The sequence below is a fragment of the Blastomonas fulva genome (assembly GCF_003431825.1).
Taxonomy (GTDB): domain Bacteria; phylum Pseudomonadota; class Alphaproteobacteria; order Sphingomonadales; family Sphingomonadaceae; genus Blastomonas; species Blastomonas fulva.
This window is the reverse complement of the sequence record NZ_CP020083.1, coordinates 3,546,870-3,562,001: the sequence shown is the minus strand read 5'-3', so window position 1 is coordinate 3,562,001 and position 15,132 is coordinate 3,546,870. Positions and strand designations below refer to the sequence as shown.

At 64.9% G+C, this 15,132-nt stretch carries 14 protein-coding genes; 10 read left to right on the top strand and 4 right to left on the bottom strand.

Annotated features, from left to right (window positions below; all coding sequences use genetic code 11):
* Positions 1–48: 48 nt before the first annotated feature.
* A complete protein-coding gene (locus B5J99_RS16800; RefSeq protein WP_117353051.1) occupies positions 49–546 on the bottom strand; it encodes a methyltransferase family protein in 498 nt (165 codons plus the stop codon).
* Positions 547–627: 81 nt separating this feature from the next.
* Between B5J99_RS16800 and B5J99_RS16795 the strand changes: the two genes are divergently transcribed.
* The 3 genes from B5J99_RS16795 (at position 628) to B5J99_RS16785 (ending at position 3,944) form a co-directional block, all read left to right on the top strand.
* Positions 628–1,272: a DUF938 domain-containing protein gene (locus tag B5J99_RS16795; RefSeq protein WP_117353050.1), complete on the top strand. Its 645-nt coding sequence runs from the start codon at positions 628–630 to the stop codon at positions 1,270–1,272.
* A gap of 169 nt (positions 1,273–1,441) precedes the next feature.
* Positions 1,442–1,936, top strand: coding sequence for a hypothetical protein (locus B5J99_RS16790; protein WP_150126238.1), 495 nt, complete (start codon positions 1,442–1,444; stop codon positions 1,934–1,936).
* Positions 1,937–2,360: 424 nt separating this feature from the next.
* On the top strand, positions 2,361–3,944 hold the full coding sequence (locus B5J99_RS16785; protein WP_117353049.1) for a fatty acid--CoA ligase: 1,584 nt from the start codon (positions 2,361–2,363) through the stop codon (positions 3,942–3,944).
* 26 nt (positions 3,945–3,970) lie between these two features.
* On the opposite strand, the gene B5J99_RS16780 is transcribed toward B5J99_RS16785, so the two are convergent.
* The gene (locus B5J99_RS16780; protein ID WP_083231375.1) at positions 3,971–4,897 is read right to left on the bottom strand and encodes a DMT family transporter; all 927 of its coding nucleotides are present in this window, start codon (positions 4,895–4,897) and stop codon (positions 3,971–3,973) included.
* A gap of 220 nt (positions 4,898–5,117) precedes the next feature.
* Here B5J99_RS16780 and B5J99_RS16775 point away from each other — a divergent pair, with 220 nt between their 5' ends.
* The 5 genes from B5J99_RS16775 (at position 5,118) to B5J99_RS16755 (ending at position 10,537) form a co-directional block, all read left to right on the top strand.
* Positions 5,118–6,263 carry an acyl-CoA dehydrogenase family protein gene (locus B5J99_RS16775; RefSeq protein ID WP_117353048.1) on the top strand — a complete coding sequence of 382 codons (1,146 nt, stop codon included), beginning with the start codon at positions 5,118–5,120 and terminating at the stop codon, positions 6,261–6,263.
* 10 nt (positions 6,264–6,273) lie between these two features.
* Positions 6,274–7,329 (top strand): enoyl-CoA hydratase/isomerase family protein, encoded by a 1,056-nt coding sequence (locus B5J99_RS16770; protein ID WP_117353047.1) that lies wholly within the window; start codon positions 6,274–6,276, stop codon positions 7,327–7,329.
* Positions 7,326–8,099: an enoyl-CoA hydratase gene (locus B5J99_RS16765; protein WP_117353046.1), complete on the top strand. Its 774-nt coding sequence runs from the start codon at positions 7,326–7,328 to the stop codon at positions 8,097–8,099. The genes B5J99_RS16770 and B5J99_RS16765 overlap by 4 nt, the downstream gene beginning before the upstream one ends.
* A 117-nt stretch (positions 8,100–8,216) precedes the next feature.
* Complete coding sequence (locus tag B5J99_RS16760; protein ID WP_245991668.1) at positions 8,217–9,704, top strand: WS/DGAT/MGAT family O-acyltransferase; 1,488 nt, start codon at positions 8,217–8,219, stop codon at positions 9,702–9,704.
* A gap of 56 nt (positions 9,705–9,760) precedes the next feature.
* Positions 9,761–10,537: an esterase/lipase family protein gene (locus B5J99_RS16755; RefSeq protein ID WP_069050273.1), complete on the top strand. Its 777-nt coding sequence runs from the start codon at positions 9,761–9,763 to the stop codon at positions 10,535–10,537.
* Here the strand turns inward: B5J99_RS16755 and B5J99_RS16750 are convergent.
* Positions 10,524–12,080, bottom strand: a complete 1,557-nt coding sequence (locus B5J99_RS16750; protein WP_117353044.1) for a flavin monoamine oxidase family protein — start codon at positions 12,078–12,080, stop codon at positions 10,524–10,526. The genes B5J99_RS16755 and B5J99_RS16750 overlap by 14 nt on opposite strands.
* Before the next feature lie 133 nt (positions 12,081–12,213).
* Between B5J99_RS16750 and B5J99_RS16745 the strand changes: the two genes are divergently transcribed.
* The gene (locus tag B5J99_RS16745; RefSeq protein WP_054134623.1) at positions 12,214–12,405 is read left to right on the top strand and encodes a hypothetical protein; all 192 of its coding nucleotides are present in this window, start codon (positions 12,214–12,216) and stop codon (positions 12,403–12,405) included.
* Between the two features lie 15 nt (positions 12,406–12,420).
* Here the strand turns inward: B5J99_RS16745 and B5J99_RS16740 are convergent, their stop codons facing one another.
* Positions 12,421–13,974 (bottom strand): TadA family conjugal transfer-associated ATPase, encoded by a 1,554-nt coding sequence (locus B5J99_RS16740; RefSeq protein ID WP_117353043.1) that lies wholly within the window; start codon positions 13,972–13,974, stop codon positions 12,421–12,423.
* A gap of 209 nt (positions 13,975–14,183) precedes the next feature.
* Between B5J99_RS16740 and B5J99_RS16735 the strand changes: the two genes are divergently transcribed.
* The gene (locus B5J99_RS16735; protein ID WP_245991667.1) at positions 14,184–15,113 is read left to right on the top strand and encodes a DMT family transporter; all 930 of its coding nucleotides are present in this window, start codon (positions 14,184–14,186) and stop codon (positions 15,111–15,113) included.
* The last annotated feature ends 19 nt before the right edge of the window (positions 15,114–15,132 follow it).

Below are 15,132 nucleotides of genomic sequence, written 5' to 3'. Positions count from 1 at the left end.
GACGCGCCGGGTGGGCACTTTCCCGGATCGCGGCGTTGGTCCGAGCGCCTAGAGCCAGCGCCGGACGCGGCGGCAATAATCCTCATACGGCTTGCCAAAACGCGTCGCCAAATACTTCTCTTCCTTGGCAATCACCGCCCGGTCGATGGCGATGAAGGCAAACGGCACGAACAGCAGCACGCCCATGCTGGCATCCCAGATCGCATAGCCGATATGGATGATCACCATCGCCAGATACATCGGGTTGCGGCTGTGCCGATAGGGCCCGCGCGCGATGATCGCCTGGCTGGGTGTCCACGGTTCGGGGTTCTCGCCATACGCGCGGAACAGCCCGAGCGAGACGATCAGCACCATGATCCCCGCCATCATCAGCGCAAACCCCGCCCAGGTCAGGTCGCGGCCGATCGGCATGACGGGCAGGCCCAGCAGCCGGTCGGTGAGCAGTCCGAGCAGGATGAAGCCCAGGAACACCAGAGGCGGCGGAAAGCCGACCGATGGCGCAATGCTGGCATCGATCCGCGGCAGCTGGGGTGGTTCGTCGTCCATCGCCGCCACCGTGCCGCCTCGTACCGGCTCTGGCAAGCTGCCTGATTGCGCGGTGGTCGATATCGCGGCATGGTCCTTTGCATGACTGACCCGAAACCCTGGCTGATCGACGAGGCGGGCGCCGAAGCGCGCCGCCATGCGCCTGCGACCTTGCGAAACCGCGATGCGATCACCGATGTGCTTCGCGGCGTGCTGCCGCCCCAAGGCACGGTGCTCGAGATCGCCAGCGGCAGCGGCGAGCATATCGTGCATTTCTCGCAAGCCTTCCCGCACCTCGTCTGGCAGCCCAGCGACTGCGAGCCCGCCGCGCTCGCCTCGATCACGGCCTGGGCGGCGCAAGCGGGCGCATCCAACGTGCAGCCGCCGCTCGCGATCGATGCCGCGCAGCCCGGCTGGCCGCTCAAGCGCGCCGACGCCATCATCTGCATCAACATGGTGCACATCAGCCCGTGGGATGCGACGCTGGGATTGTTCAAGGGCTGCGCGCAGGTGCTTACGGATGAGGCGCCCATCATTCTCTATGGGCCCTACGTTGAGGAGGGCGTGGAGACGGCAGCCTCCAATCTTGCGTTCGATGAATCGCTCAAGGCGCGAAATCCGGCATGGGGACTGCGCCACCTTGATGCCATGGATCGCGTCGCATCGGACCATGGCTTCGCGCGGACCAGCCGCCACGCCATGCCAGCCAACAATCTCACGCTGGTTTACCGGAGGCGTTCGGCGTAGCGCGTGCTGAATCGAAGCTATGTCGGCTTTTGAGGTGCGAGAAAAAAGCTGCCGTTCGGCAAGCGACCCCAAAACAGACATTGAGGAACGTCTGCTCTGACCATTGTCCCCTATAGTGGAAAACACTACGCTCTTCCGCGAGAGGCTGTAGGTGAGGATGGACGCGAGGATGGACGAGCCGGATTGGACGATGGAGGATCACCTGCTGCATGGGCGAGCAGCGATCCGGAAAATAGCAAACGTTGCTGACCAAAACATCTCTGAGCCAAAGGTCTGCTTCCACCTTTACCCCCTCACGTCAGGTGATGAGGAAAACTGGGGTATGGAGGCGCAGTATTGCCAGCTTGCGAGGCGCGAGTTCGAAAACTGTGGTCAAGAGTTTGATGTTGATTACGTGGGAGGGCACTGCGGCATTGAGGCATGGCAAGACGTCATGCCTACCGAGGATTGGCTCACAAGTGCGGTTCCACTGATGTGGGGGACGGCTGCGAAGGCCAACATGTACCTTGCAGGATGGAGCTTCGAGCCGCGCACCGGGCCTTACATCTCCGTGAGCAGGTCGGTGAATGTCTATAACGGAAGCAAAATCAGCGAGCATCCGCCACCCGCCGCAGCCCAGTCATTTGGACGGTTGGGCGATTGGTTAAGAAGGCAGCTTCGTTGAGGCGACGCACTAAAAGCCGAATGTCTGGTTTCCACCCACAAACGGTCGTTCCCGATGCATCGGTAACTCTCCAAGTCCGGTCAGGCAGCTATCCGATGAATTCTGCCAAAGCCGACAACCCATTCACAGACCCCTTGGCGGCCAGCCCGCTTTGTCCGTCATCCCGGGCTTGACCCGGGACCCAGGGTTTTGATTCCCGGCGGCGCACGTGGTTGCTCTGGGCCCCGGATCAAGTCCGGGGTGACGATGAGGGGTGGGGCGGCTTTTTGCTGCGGCGCTGATCGCGATGCCCGGCAAACACCCTGTCGCTGGTCTATCGCCGGGTTTGACGCAATTCTATTGTCAACCCACGCGCAATAGGCCTAGCCTGTTGACGTAAACGGCAGGGTCGAAACGGTCCGCCCTCACGATATTGGAGAGAGACATGCTGGCAACCACCGCGCACGCGCGCACCGATCTGGGATCGACCATTGCCTATTGGGCGCACGAACGTCCCGATGGCATCGCGCTGGATGACGGCGTCCAGCGCATCACCTATCGCGAGCTCGACGCGCTGGTCGACCGCTATGCCCGCGCATTCGCAGGCGCCGGGCTGCAGCCGGGCGACCGGATCGCCTGGCTGGGCAAGAACGCCAATCTGTATTTCGCCCTGTTGGTGGCAGCCTCGCGCGCGGGGCTTGCCATGGTACCGGTGGGCTGGCGGCTGGCGGTGCCCGAAGTCCGCTATATCCTCGCCGACACCGGAGCGGTGATGCTGGTGTGCCAGGGTGCGCTTGCGGAGCTTGCGACCGCTGCCGGCGAGGGGCTCGATGCCTTGCGCCATACCCTGGTCGAGGGCGACATGGATGTCGGCGGCATCGGCTCGTTCGAGGCCTGGGTCGATACGCAGCCCGAGGGCGACCTGCCCGAGGCCGACCCGGATCGCGGCGTGCTGCAACTTTACACATCGGGCACCACCGGCAACCCCAAGGGCGCGGTGCTGTGCAACCGCAACATGTTCGGCCTGCGCCCCATCATCGAGGCATCCGATGTCGACTGGTACAAGATCAACCACGAGGATTCGATGCTGGTGATCATGCCGGTCGCGCATATCGCAGGCTCGGGCGTTGGCACGATCGCGTTCTACAATGGCTGCCGCGCGGTGATCCGCGCCGAGTTTTCACCCGATGCGGTGCTCGATTGCGTCGCCGATGGCGTCACCCATATGTTCCTCGTACCCACCGCGCTGCAGATGGTGGTGAACCATCCGCGCGCGGCGACGACCGACTGGTCGCGTATGAAGCTGGTGATGTACGGCGCAGCCCCGATCCCGCTCGAGCTGCTGCGCCAGTGCATGCAGACCATGGGTGCCGATTTCTGCCAGCAATACGGCATGACCGAAACCACCGGCACCTTCTGTGCGCTGCCGCCCGAGGATCACGACCCGGCGGGCAACGAGCGGATGCGCTCGGCGGGCAAGGCGCTGCCCGGGGTCGAGGTGCGGATCGTCGATGGCGGCGGCAACACCGTGCCCAATGGCACGATCGGCGAGATCGCCACGCGTTCGCCGCTCAACATGGTGGGCTACTGGCGCAACGAGGCCAAGACCCGCGAGACGGTCGACGCCGATGGCTGGCTGCGCACCGGCGACGCGGCCTATATGGACGATGACGGCTATGTCTTCATCCAGGACCGGGTGAAGGACATGATCATCTCGGGCGGCGAGAACGTCTATCCCGCCGAGGTCGAGAACGCGATCTTTGGTCACCCCGATGTGCTCGAGGTCGCGGTGATCGGCATTCCCGACGACAAATGGGGCGAGGCGGTCAAGGCCGTGGTGGTTCCCAAGCCGGGGCACGAGGTAGACCCCGCCTCGGTGATCGCCTGGGCGCGCGAGCGCATCGCGCCGTTCAAGGCGCCCAAGACGATCGATGTCATCCCCGAGATGCCGCGCAATGCCACCGGCAAGATCCTGCGCCGCTCGCTGCGCGAGCCTTACTGGCAGGGGCGCGAGCGGCAGGTCGGCTGAGCGATCGGCGGGCGTCGGGCGCGGGATCAGCCCTTGCGCAGCCGCGCCAGCCGGTTTTCGCGCCAGGCGATGTACAGCCCCGAACCGATGATCAGCGGTGCCCCGATCCAGGTCGCGGGCACCGGCCAGTTCTGCCAGATCAGCCAGCCGATCAGCGCGGCCCAGATCAGGCTCGAATAATCCATCGGCAGCACGACCGAAACCGGCGCCAGCCGCAGCGACCAGGTGATGCCAAGTTGCGCCGCGGCCCCGAACAGCCCCATCAGGGCGATGATCCCCCAGGTCTGCGCATCGTGCGCCTGGCCGACGAACAGCATCGCGATGCCCAGCGGCACCATCGAGCTGACCGAGAACCAGAACATTGTCGTCACCGGGCTTTCGGTCGCGCCGAGCTTCCGGATCAGGATGCTCACCCACGCGGTCATCGCCACGCCGCACATCGCGACCAGCGCGCCGGTCGGCGGGATGTGGCCATCGCCGGGCTGGATCACGACCAGCACGCCGGTGAGCCCGATCGCGATCGCTCCCCAGCGGTGCACCCCGACCGATTCCCTGAGCAGGAAGATCGACAGCAAGGTGGCGACCACCGGCACCATGAAGCCGATCGCGGTAGCCTCTGCGATCGGCAACAGCGCAAACGACAGGAAGTTGAGAGTCATCGCGACCATCCCCACCACCATCCGGCTGGCATGAGTCCAGGGACGCTGCGTCTTGAGCGCGGCCAGCCCGGGGCCGGCCAGCGCGACTGGGACCATCAGCAGCACGCCCATCAGCTGGCGATAGAACACGCTTTCGAGCACATGAACGCCGCGGGCCGAGGCGAGCTTGACGCAGGCGAACATCGCGGTGAGGAATATCGCCGAAAACAGCCGCGCGGCGATGCCGTAAAGCGGCCTGTTGATCGAGGCAGCAGGCGCTGATTCCGGCGCAGGCAGGGGGTCGGGCAGGGCCATTGTCTGCCCTGCTATCAGCCAATCGGCCGCGCGTCATCCCGGAGCAGCGCATTTGTGCCGGACAATCGCACCTTGCCTTGCCTGGACGGGCATTTTCGCATGGGGCCTATGGAAAAGGGCAGGGTGGTCGCACTGGCCAAAGCGGGGCGATTGGATTATTCGCCTGATGCCCTTGAGGATAGTTCTTCTCCAGACCAGAGATGTCAGCGACAGGATTGCCATGACCACCCAGTTCGAGCTCACCGAAGACCAGCTTGCCATCCAGGAAGCCGCGCGCAAGTTCACCGCCGACCGGATCACGCCCTTTGCCGCCGAATGGGACGAGAAACACGTGTTCCCGCGCGACACCATCAAGGAAGCCGCCGATCTCGGTTTCGCCGCGATCTATGTCAGCGAAGAGAGCGGCGGGATCGGGCTTGGACGGCTCGAGGCGGCGCTGATCATGGAGGCGATGGCCTATGGCTGCCCCTCGACCAGCGCGTTCATCTCGATCCACAACATGGCCGCCTGGATGATCGACACCTTCGGTTCGGAGGATCTGAAGGGCCGCTATCTCCCCGACCTCGTGACCATGGACAAGATCGCCAGTTACTGCCTGACCGAGCCGGGATCGGGGTCGGACGCCGCCGCGCTCAAGACCAAGGCGGTTCGCGATGGCGATCATTATGTGCTGAACGGCTCGAAGCAGTTCATCAGCGGTGCGGGCGCCAACGACGTGTATGTCACCATGGTGCGCACCGGCGAGGATGGCCCCAAGGGCATTTCGTGCCTGGTGATCGACAAGGACACCCGGGGCGTCAGCTTCGGCGCCAACGAGAAGAAGCTGGGATGGCACAGCCAGCCCACCGCGCAGGTGATCTTCGACAACGCCCGCATCCCCGTTGCCAACCGAGTCGGTGCCGAGGGCGACGGCTTCCGCTTCGCGATGATGGGGCTCGATGGCGGGCGGCTCAACATCGGCGCGTGCTCGCTGGGCGGGGCGCAGCGCTGCCTCGACGAGGCGGTCGGCTACACCAACGACCGCAAGCAGTTCGGCAAGCGGATCAACGAATTCCAGAACACCCAGTTCATGCTCGCCGACATGGCGACCGATCTGGAGGCCGCGCGCGCGTTGCTGTATCTCGCCGCCGCCAAGGTTTCGGCCAATGCGCCCGACAAGACCAAGTTCGCCGCGATGGCCAAGCGGCTGAGCACCGATAGCGGTTCGAAGATCGTCAACGATGCGCTGCAACTGTTTGGCGGATATGGCTATCTGCAGGACTATCCGATCGAGCGCTTCTGGCGCGACCTGCGCGTGCATTCGATCCTCGAAGGCACCAACCAGGTGATGCGGATGATCGTCGCACGCGAAATGCTGCGCCAGTAAGGATCGATATATGACCACCGATGTTCTCACCCGCGTCGAAGGGCGCACCGGTATCATCAGCCTCAACCGCCCTGGCGCGATCCACGCGCTGACCACCGCGATGTGCCAGGCCATGACCGATGCGCTGGTCGCCTGGATCGACGACCCTGCTGTCGAGGCGGTGATGATCGACCATGCCGAAGGCCGCGGCTTCTGCGCCGGCGGCGACATCCGCATGCTCGCGACCAGCGGCGCGCAGGACGGAACAGAGGCGCGCGAATTCTTCTTCATCGAATATCGGCTCAATCATCTGCTGTTCGTCTATCCCAAGCCGGTGGTGGCGTTCATGGATGGGATCACGATGGGCGGCGGGGTCGGCCTGTCGCAGCCCGCGCGCTATCGCATCGCCACCGAAAACACGCGCTTTGCCATGCCCGAAACCGGCATCGGCCTGTTTCCCGATGTCGGCGGCGGGTGGTTCCTGTCGCGGCTGCCGGGGCGTACCGGCCAGTTTCTTGCGTTGACTGGCGCGCGGCTGGATGGCTCGGAGTGCCATGCGCTGGGGCTGGCGACGCACTATCTGCCGTCCGACACACTTGCCAACGCCAAGGCGCAAATCGCCGAACACCCCGACCGGATCGACGAAATTCTCGAGAGCCTTGCGGTCGAGCCGCCGCCGGCGCGCATCCTGGGCAACCGCGAGCTGATCGACCGGCTGTTCGCATCGGACCGCTACGAGGACATCCTCGCCGCGCTGACCGCCGAAGACTCGGAATGGAGCGCCAAGGAGCTTGCCACGCTGAGCCACAAGTCGCCGCAGACCTGCAAGGTGGCGCTGCGCCAGCTGAAGATCGGCGCGCACATGCCTGATTTCGCTGCCGAAATGGTGCAGGAATATGCCATCGGTGCGCGCGTCGTGCAGATGCACGATTTCATCGAAGGCGTCCGCGCGCTGATCATCGAGAAGGACAACGCGCCGCGCTGGAACCCGCAAACGCCCGAAGGCGTGACCGACGAGCTGCTCGACACCATTTTTGCGCCGCTGCCTGCTGATCAGGCCTGGACGCCCTTGGAGATTGCCCGATGACCTATGAAACCCTGCTCGTCGAACAGCGCGGCGCCGTCACGCTGATCACCCTGAACCGCCCGCAGGCGCTGAACGCGCTCAACAGCCAGGTGCTCGCCGATCTGATCGCCGCGCTCGCCGCGTTCGATGCCGATGCCAGCCAGGGCTGCGCGGTGCTAACCGGGAGCGAAAAGGCGTTCGCAGCCGGTGCAGACATCAAGGAAATGGCAACGCAGTCCTTCGCCGACATGTATGGCGGCAACTTCTTTGCCGGCTATGACCGCGTCACCGCCACCCGCAAGCCGATTATTGCCGCTGTTGCAGGCTATGCGCTGGGCGGCGGCTGCGAGCTGGCGATGATGTGCGATTTCATCATCGCGGGCGATAACGCCAAGTTTGGCCAGCCCGAGATCAAGCTGGCGGTGACCCCCGGAATGGGCGGATCGCAGCGCATGGCGCGCGCGATCGGCAAGGCCAAGACGATGGACATGTGCCTCACCGGGCGGATGATGGACGCGACCGAGGCCGAGCAATCGGGTCTGGTGGCGCGCGTCGTGCCCGTCGCCGATCTGGTCGACGAGGCGGTCAAGGCCGCCGCTACCATTGCCGGCATGGCGCCGCTCGCCACGCTGGCGGTCAAGGAAATGGTCAACGCCGCGTTCGAGACCACGCTGCAGCAGGGCGTCGTCTTCGAACGCCGCCTGTTCCACGGGCTGTTCGGCAGCGAGGACCAGACTGAAGGCATGGCTGCGTTCGTCGAGAAGCGCCCGGGCAACTGGACCGGTCGCTAGACCCGGCCTGCAAGCGCGGGTCTGCGCTAGACCTTGCCCCAGCCGCAATGTGTGTTAGCTTGACCGGACAAGGGGACGGGCAAAAGCCCGCCCCGGTGTCCGGGAGAGGGGGCATTTATGCGGCAACTGCAGGGGATGGACGCATCATTCGTCGCGCTGGAGCAGCGCAACGCGCCGATGCATATCGGCTCCATCCTGATCTACGATCCATCGACCGCGCCGGGCGGGTTCGTCCGCTTCAAGGACATATTGGCGTTCTTTGAATCGCGCATGCATCTGTCGCAGACCATGCGGCAGCGGCTGGTCAAGGTGCCGCTCAACCTCGATTACCCCTATTGGATCGAGGACCCGGATTTCGATCTTGAATATCACGTTCGCCACGTCGCCTTGCCCAAGCCGGGCGACTGGCGGCAATTGTGCATCCAGGCCGCGCGCATCTTCTCGCGCCCGCTCGACCTGACCCGCCCGCCCTGGGAGATCTGCGTCGTCGAAGGGCTCGACAATATCGAGGGCGTTCCCAAGGGCAGCTTCGCGATGATCACCAAGATGCACCATGCCGCGATCGACGGCATGTCGGGCATCGATCTGATGGATGCGCTGCACACCCTGCGCCCCGATGACCCGGCTCCGCCAGCGTCCCAGGCCTGGCGACCCGACCGCGTCCCCGATCCGCTGGGCCTGTTCCTGAAAGGCTATGTCCGCGCCTGGCTCAACCCGTGGCGGCAGACCGGCGTGATCGCCAAGGCCGCGCCCGGACTGTACCGTGCGGCCAAGGGGCTGGTGACCAACGAGTTCAGTCTCAACACCGCCATCGCCGCCCCGCGCACCCGGTTCAACGTGCCCGTCTCGCCCAACCGCGTGGTCGAGGGGCGCACCTTCAGCCTGGCCGATATCAAGGCGCTGCGCGCGCTGTCGCCCGGGTGCAAGATCAATGACGTGTTCCTCGCGATCATCGGCGGTGGTCTGCACCGCTATCTGACGGCGCATGGCCAACTGCCCGAGAGCAGCCTCACCGCCATGGCCCCGATTTCGGTGCGGGCGGAGAAGGAAAAGAACACCATGGGCAACCAGGTGTCGGCGATGATCGTGCCTTTGGGCAGCCATATCGCCGATCCGGTCGAGCGCCTGGCCTATGTCCATGAGCAGACGGTCCGCTCCAAGGCCATGACCGACGCGATCGGCGCGCGGCAGATGACCGAAATGAGCAAGGTGTCGCCCGCATTGTTCATGGCGCTGGGGGCGCAGCTCTATACCCGGCTGGGGCTGGCCAATTACGTGAAGCCGCCGTTCAGTACCGTGGTGACCAATGTCCCGGGACCGCCGGTGCCGATCTATTCGACCGGCGCCAAGATGATCAGCATGCACGGCCTTTTGTGCCTGACTGACGGGCTGGCGCTGGGGCATGTGGTGCAAAGCTATGTCGACCAGGCGACCATCGCGTTCACCGCCTGCCGCAAGGCGATGCCCGATCCGGAATTCTATTCCGAATGCCTGCAGGCCTCGTTTGCTGACCTGATGGGCGCGCTGGCGGCTGGGGCATCACCGCCTGCCGAAAAGGCCGCACCCCGGCGCAAGCGCAAGAGCAAGGCGAGCGTCGCTGCGTGATGGGTCTGGTCTTTTGGCCCTGACGCTCCATATTGCATGACAGATCGGAGACATTGATGACCGCTACCGCTACCCAGTCTGCCAAGCCGCCGCACCTTTTCTGGACCCTGGCGGAAGGCCGGGCGGTGGTCGAGCTGGGAGCGTTCTACGCATTTCGTGGCGCGCTTTCGATGCTGCCCAGGGGGGATGGGCACAGCGTGCTGGTGCTGCCCGGCTTCCTCGCCAGCGACCGCTCGACCAAGCCGATGCGCAACCTGCTGACCAGCCTGGGCTATGACGCGCATGGCTGGGACATGGGCCGCAATATCCGGATCGACAATGCGCGCGAGACGCAGATGAACGATCTGCTCCACGGCATTCACGAACAGTCGGGCCGCAAGGTTTCGATCATCGGCTGGAGCCTGGGCGGGGTGTTTGCCCGCGAGATTGCCAAGAACGCGCCGGACAAGGTCCGCCAGGTCATTTCGCTCGGCAGCCCGATTTCCAACGATCGTGGGCACACCAATGCGCGTAAGCTGTTCGACAGGCTCAACGGCCCCGAACCCGAGCCGCTGCAGCAGGGGCGCTTCCGCAATCTCGACGAAGCCCCGCCGGTTCCGACGACATCGATCCTGACCAAGACCGACGGCATTGTTGCATGGCGTGGATCGGTGCAGAAACCCGGCCCGCAGACCGACAATATCGAGGTGATCGCCAGCCATTGCGGCCTGGGCGTCAACCCGATGGTGATGTACGCCATCGCCGACCGCCTGGCGCTGCCCGAGGACGACTGGAAGCCGTTCGAGCGTTCAGGCTGGCGTTCCGCGGTGTTCGGATCGATCAAGCACGATTGACACCGGCGATGATCTGATTCGCCGCCAGACGCCCGGTCTGGGCGGCGCCGTTCATGTAGCCGGTGTGGCTGTCGGACAGATGTTCGCCGGCAAACAGGATCGGTCCAGACGGAAGCGGCGCGGTCACCTTGCCATCGTCGTCCTCGCTCCAGAAATGCGCGGCATAGCGGGTGAGCTGGCCCGGCAGGAAGCGCGAATAGGCGCCCTGCGCGTACGGATCGGCGGCCCATGCGGTGCGGCGCAGCGTGCGGGCGGCCAGGCCGGGGACGGCGGGCGCGATCTCGCGTTCGCAGGCGCGCAGGATGCCTTCGGGGCCCAGATCCTGCAGGCCCGAGACCTGCGATCCGCCAAAGAACCAGGTCAGCACGCCCTCCGGCACGGAATCCTGGCCCGCGCTCGCGCCCCAGAATTCGCTGAACAGCCCCGGCTCGCCGGTCCGCGCCGCCCACGCCGCGCCGCCTGCGCCCACCAGCGGCTCCCAGGGGCGGGTGGCATAGCCGGCGTTGATCTTCTCGTTGCGGCCGCAGCTGAACTCCTGGCTCAGCGCCTGCCACGCGGGCGGAAGGGTGTCGCCGAAATCGATGGTGCGCAGGATCTGTGCGGGCACGGTGATGATCACCCGGTCGGCAGTGACGCTCTGCCCGTTGGCGAAGGCGAGCACCAGCGCCTTGCCCTTGCGGCGGACCGACAGCAGCGCGTGCCCGGTCCTGATCCGGTCCATCAGCGGCTCGGCCAGTGCGCGCGGGATGGTCGAGGACCCGCCGTCGAGGCTGTAGCGCTCGTCGCTGCCCGAGATCAGCGCCACGCGGTCGTCGGCGATCGCGGGCAGGTTGAAGAACAGCTCGAGTGCGGAGACCTCGCCGGGTTCAGAGCCATATTCTGTGCGGATCGTCGCCTCGACCAGCGCGCGGGCGCGCGGTGTCGCGGCGGCACCTGCGCCGTCGAGATACTGGCGCACCGACATTGCGTCGAACCGGGGCGCGTTGCGCTCGAAATCCTCGTCGACCAGCGTGGCATCTGCGGCAATGCGCGCGGCGAGCGGGCGGAACTCGGCGATCAGCCCGGCCTCGGATAGCTCCACGCCATCCACGACGAAGCGCTCGCGCGCCACCATCGCGCCGCGGTCGATCAGGCCGATGTTGAAGCGCCTGGCCAGCGCAAGGATGTCGGTGTGGTTGGTGTTGACCAGATGCGCGCCGTCCTCGACGTACAGGTTGGTCTCGGGCAGGCCGGTCGAGGTCAGCACCCGCCCTCCGATGCGGCCGCGCGCCTCGTAGATCGTGGCATCGAGCCCCGCCGCCACCAGTCGGTCGAGCGCGACCAGCCCGGCCAGCCCTGCACCGATGATCGCGATGCGCGATGTTCTGCCCGCCGCCGCCAGCGCGCTGCCGTCCCACGCCGAAGCCAGCCCCATCGCGGCCAGACCCGCGAGCACGTCTCGGCGGTTGAGGCCCGGACCATTCCCGGCTTTGGATGTCGATGTGGATGTTTCGCTCGCCTTGGCGAGCAATTCCCAGAGTATTCCAGTACCGCGCATGATCATGCCCCCCGGTTTCCTGAGGGACACAGGCTAACCTAACGCTCGCGCTGGTCAAGGAATCGCTGTGGATCGCGGACGATTGGGGCTGGACAATGCGCCGCGCCACCCCAAATGGACGCGATCTGAGGAGAGTTGCATGTTGCACAGCATCTGGGGCCAGTTGGCCATCGCCATGTCCGCGCTGGCAGGCACCGCAGCGATCGCGGATGCGCGACGGATGCGCAGGCGCGACTTCGACCGGGTGGGCTTCATGCCCTGGCCGCTGATCCTGATCGTGTCGGCAGTGATCGCCGTGTTCGCCACCGCGATCGCTCTCAAGGGCTATTGATAAGCCGGACGGCTTTTACAGACAGGCTTCCAGATACGCCTGTTCGAAGCCGAACTGCCGCGCCTTTTCGAGCGTATAGGGGCGCAGGCCCGTCGAGCGGTACTCGCCGATGATCTTTCCGTCGGCACCCTCGTCCATGTACTCGAACTTGAACAGCTCCTGGGTGACGATGACCTCGCCCTCCATGCCGATCACTTCGGTGACGTTGGTGACGCGGCGCGAACCGTCGCGCAGACGCTTGACCTGGACGATGATGTCGACCGATTCGGCGATCTGGCGGCTGATCGCTTCCTTGGGGATCTTGATGTCGCCCATCAGGATCATGTTTTCCATACGGCCCAATGCCTCGCGAGGGCTGTTGGCGTGGAGCGTACACATCGATCCATCGTGGCCCGTGTTCATCGCGGCGAGCAGATCGAAGCACTCCGCGCCACGAATTTCGCCGAGGATGATGCGGTCGGGACGCATACGCAGAGCGTTCTTGACGAGATCGCCGATGCTGATCGCGCCCTTGCCCTCGAGGTTGGGCGGGCGGGTTTCGAGCGGAAGCCAGTGCGGCTGTTGCAGGCGAAGTTCGGCGGCGTCTTCGATGGTCAGCACGCGCTCGCCCGGATCGATCATCTTCGACAGAGCGTTGAGCATCGTGGTCTTGCCCGAAACGGTGCCGCCCGAGATGACGATGTTGAAGCGGCAGGCGCCTGCGATCTTGAGCGCGGTCGCCATCTTCTCCGACATCGCGCCCCAGTCCTTGAGGTTGTCGAGCGTGATCGGCTTTTCGGAAAACTTACGAATCGAGATCGCGGTGCCGCGCAGCGACAGCGGCGGGATGATGACGTTGACGCGGCTGCCGTCCTTTAGACGGGCATCTGCCAGCGGCGTGGTCTGGTCGATGCGGCGGCCGACCTGGTTGACGATGCGCTGCGCAATCTGCAGCAGATGCTCTTCATCGCGGAACTGGATCGGCGCGATGGTGAGCTTGCCCTTCTTTTCGATATAGGTCTGCTCGGGCCCGTTGACCATGATATCGGTGATATCCGGATCGTTGAGCAGCTCTTCGAGCGGGCCGAAGCCGAGCAACTCGTCGATCAGCACCTTTTCGAGCGCGAACTGCTCGCGCCGGTTGAGCGTGAGCTTGAGTTCGGCGAGCACCTCAAGGATGATCGGGCGGAATTCTTCGGCCAGCTCGTCCTTGGTCAGCGTGGCGGCAGCTTCAGGATCGACGCGCTCGAGCAGGCGCGGCAGCACCTGTTCCTTGATCTTGTGGACAGAAGCTTCGAAGCCTTCGACCCGCGGGCCCAGATCGGCGACCGAATTGGCGCGATCCGACAGCCGGGTCATCGCCTCGTTCAGCGCAACGCTTTCGGGGGTTTCGTCCAGCATTTCCAGGCTGGGAAGGTCTGCAGAATCGAGGTCGGGGAACTGGTCGCCGCCCATGTCGAGCGACAGGCCCAGTCGCGATTCCGGGGCAGGAGCGGCCGATCCGCCCTTCATCGGGCGCGCGACGCCAAAGCTGGGGCGCGCTCCGGCGCCCATCTGCCCTATTCCGTTTTTCCTGCCAAACGCGCTCATGGTGACCGATTTTCCCGGATTTGCGGACAGATCGAAACATCTGCCGATGACCTACATGGTGAATAGCCCGGAAACTTTGACAATATCCTAACGCCTGGCTGGCGAGGGATTGGCGCAGAACGCCGGGCAGCGGCGATGCGGCTTGCATCGATCCGGATATCGGGCATTAAGCCCGGCAAAAGTTAACAACATCCAAGCAGGCGTGCGCATTGCCCGACAATTCCAGTTCCAAAGCGGAAGGTTCGGCTTCGGCTGACGCCCGGCGCAGCAATGTCGCAGCGGGCATGGCCTATGCGCTTGCCGGGTTCGCGCTGCTCTCGGGCGGCGACGGGCTGATCAAGTCGACCAGCGGCGAATGGCCGGGAATGGCGGTTGCGGCGCTGCGCTTCACCATCGGCGCTGTCGGGCTGGGGATCGTTCTGCTGCTGGTCGAGGGGCGTGGGGGCTTTCGATTTCCCCTGCCCAGAGTGCAGCTGGCGCGCGGGTTCTTCCTGGCGGTCGCCACGCTCACCTTCTTCACCAGCATCTTCCTGATGCCGCTAGCGACCGCGGTGTCGATCCAGTTCATGGCCCCCTTGCTCACCGCTGCGATCTCCGCGCTGCTCTATCGCGAACGGCTCAGCCGGGGCCGCTGGGTGGCGACATTGGTGGCGTTCATAGGCGTGATCATCGTGCTGCGCCCCAGCTTTGCCGAGCTGGGCTGGGCGGCATTGCTGCCGCTGGCAGCGGCGTTCGGGATGAGCGGGCTGATGATGGCCAATGCGCGCGCGGCAGGGTCGGGAAGCGTGCTGCTGATGCAGTTCATCGTGGCGGCCATTGCGGCGCCGATCCTGCTGCTGGCGGCAGCGATCGGCCATTTTTCGGGCTATCCGCCGCTGCAGATCGGCTGGCCGACGCAGCACGTCGTGCTGGTGTGCACCGTGGTCGCGGTCTCCGCCAGCTTTGCGCATATGCTGATCTATACCGCCACTGTGCGCGGATCGGCCGCGGTGGTCGCGCCGATGGTCTATGTCCAGATTCTGGTGGCGATCGGCCTCGGCGTGGTGTTCTATCAGGATTATCCCGATCTGGTGGCGCTGGCCGGAACCGGGATCATCATCGCCAGCGGCATCTATCTGCTGCGCGACGGACGCAAATAGGCACGCCAAAAAGGGTAGG

Excerpts from the sequence above, each read along its gene's own strand:
- B5J99_RS16755 (WP_069050273.1), top strand. The coding sequence starts at position 9,761 with ATGACCGCTACCGCTACCCAGTCTGCCAAGCCGCCGCACCTTTTCTGG.
- B5J99_RS16745 (WP_054134623.1), top strand. The coding sequence starts at position 12,214 with ATGTTGCACAGCATCTGGGGCCAGTTGGCCATCGCCATGTCCGCGCTG.
- B5J99_RS16790 (WP_150126238.1), top strand. The coding sequence starts at position 1,442 with ATGGACGAGCCGGATTGGACGATGGAGGATCACCTGCTGCATGGGCGA.
- B5J99_RS16770 (WP_117353047.1), top strand. The coding sequence starts at position 6,274 with ATGACCACCGATGTTCTCACCCGCGTCGAAGGGCGCACCGGTATCATC.
- B5J99_RS16780 (WP_083231375.1), bottom strand. The coding sequence starts at position 4,897 with ATGGCCCTGCCCGACCCCCTGCCTGCGCCGGAATCAGCGCCTGCTGCC.
- B5J99_RS16760 (WP_245991668.1), top strand. The coding sequence starts at position 8,217 with ATGCGGCAACTGCAGGGGATGGACGCATCATTCGTCGCGCTGGAGCAG.
- B5J99_RS16795 (WP_117353050.1), top strand. The coding sequence starts at position 628 with ATGACTGACCCGAAACCCTGGCTGATCGACGAGGCGGGCGCCGAAGCG.
- B5J99_RS16800 (WP_117353051.1), bottom strand. The coding sequence starts at position 546 with ATGGACGACGAACCACCCCAGCTGCCGCGGATCGATGCCAGCATTGCG.
- B5J99_RS16750 (WP_117353044.1), bottom strand. The coding sequence starts at position 12,080 with ATGATCATGCGCGGTACTGGAATACTCTGGGAATTGCTCGCCAAGGCG.
- B5J99_RS16740 (WP_117353043.1), bottom strand. The coding sequence starts at position 13,974 with ATGAGCGCGTTTGGCAGGAAAAACGGAATAGGGCAGATGGGCGCCGGA.
- B5J99_RS16765 (WP_117353046.1), top strand. The coding sequence starts at position 7,326 with ATGACCTATGAAACCCTGCTCGTCGAACAGCGCGGCGCCGTCACGCTG.
- B5J99_RS16775 (WP_117353048.1), top strand. The coding sequence starts at position 5,118 with ATGACCACCCAGTTCGAGCTCACCGAAGACCAGCTTGCCATCCAGGAA.
- B5J99_RS16785 (WP_117353049.1), top strand. The coding sequence starts at position 2,361 with ATGCTGGCAACCACCGCGCACGCGCGCACCGATCTGGGATCGACCATT.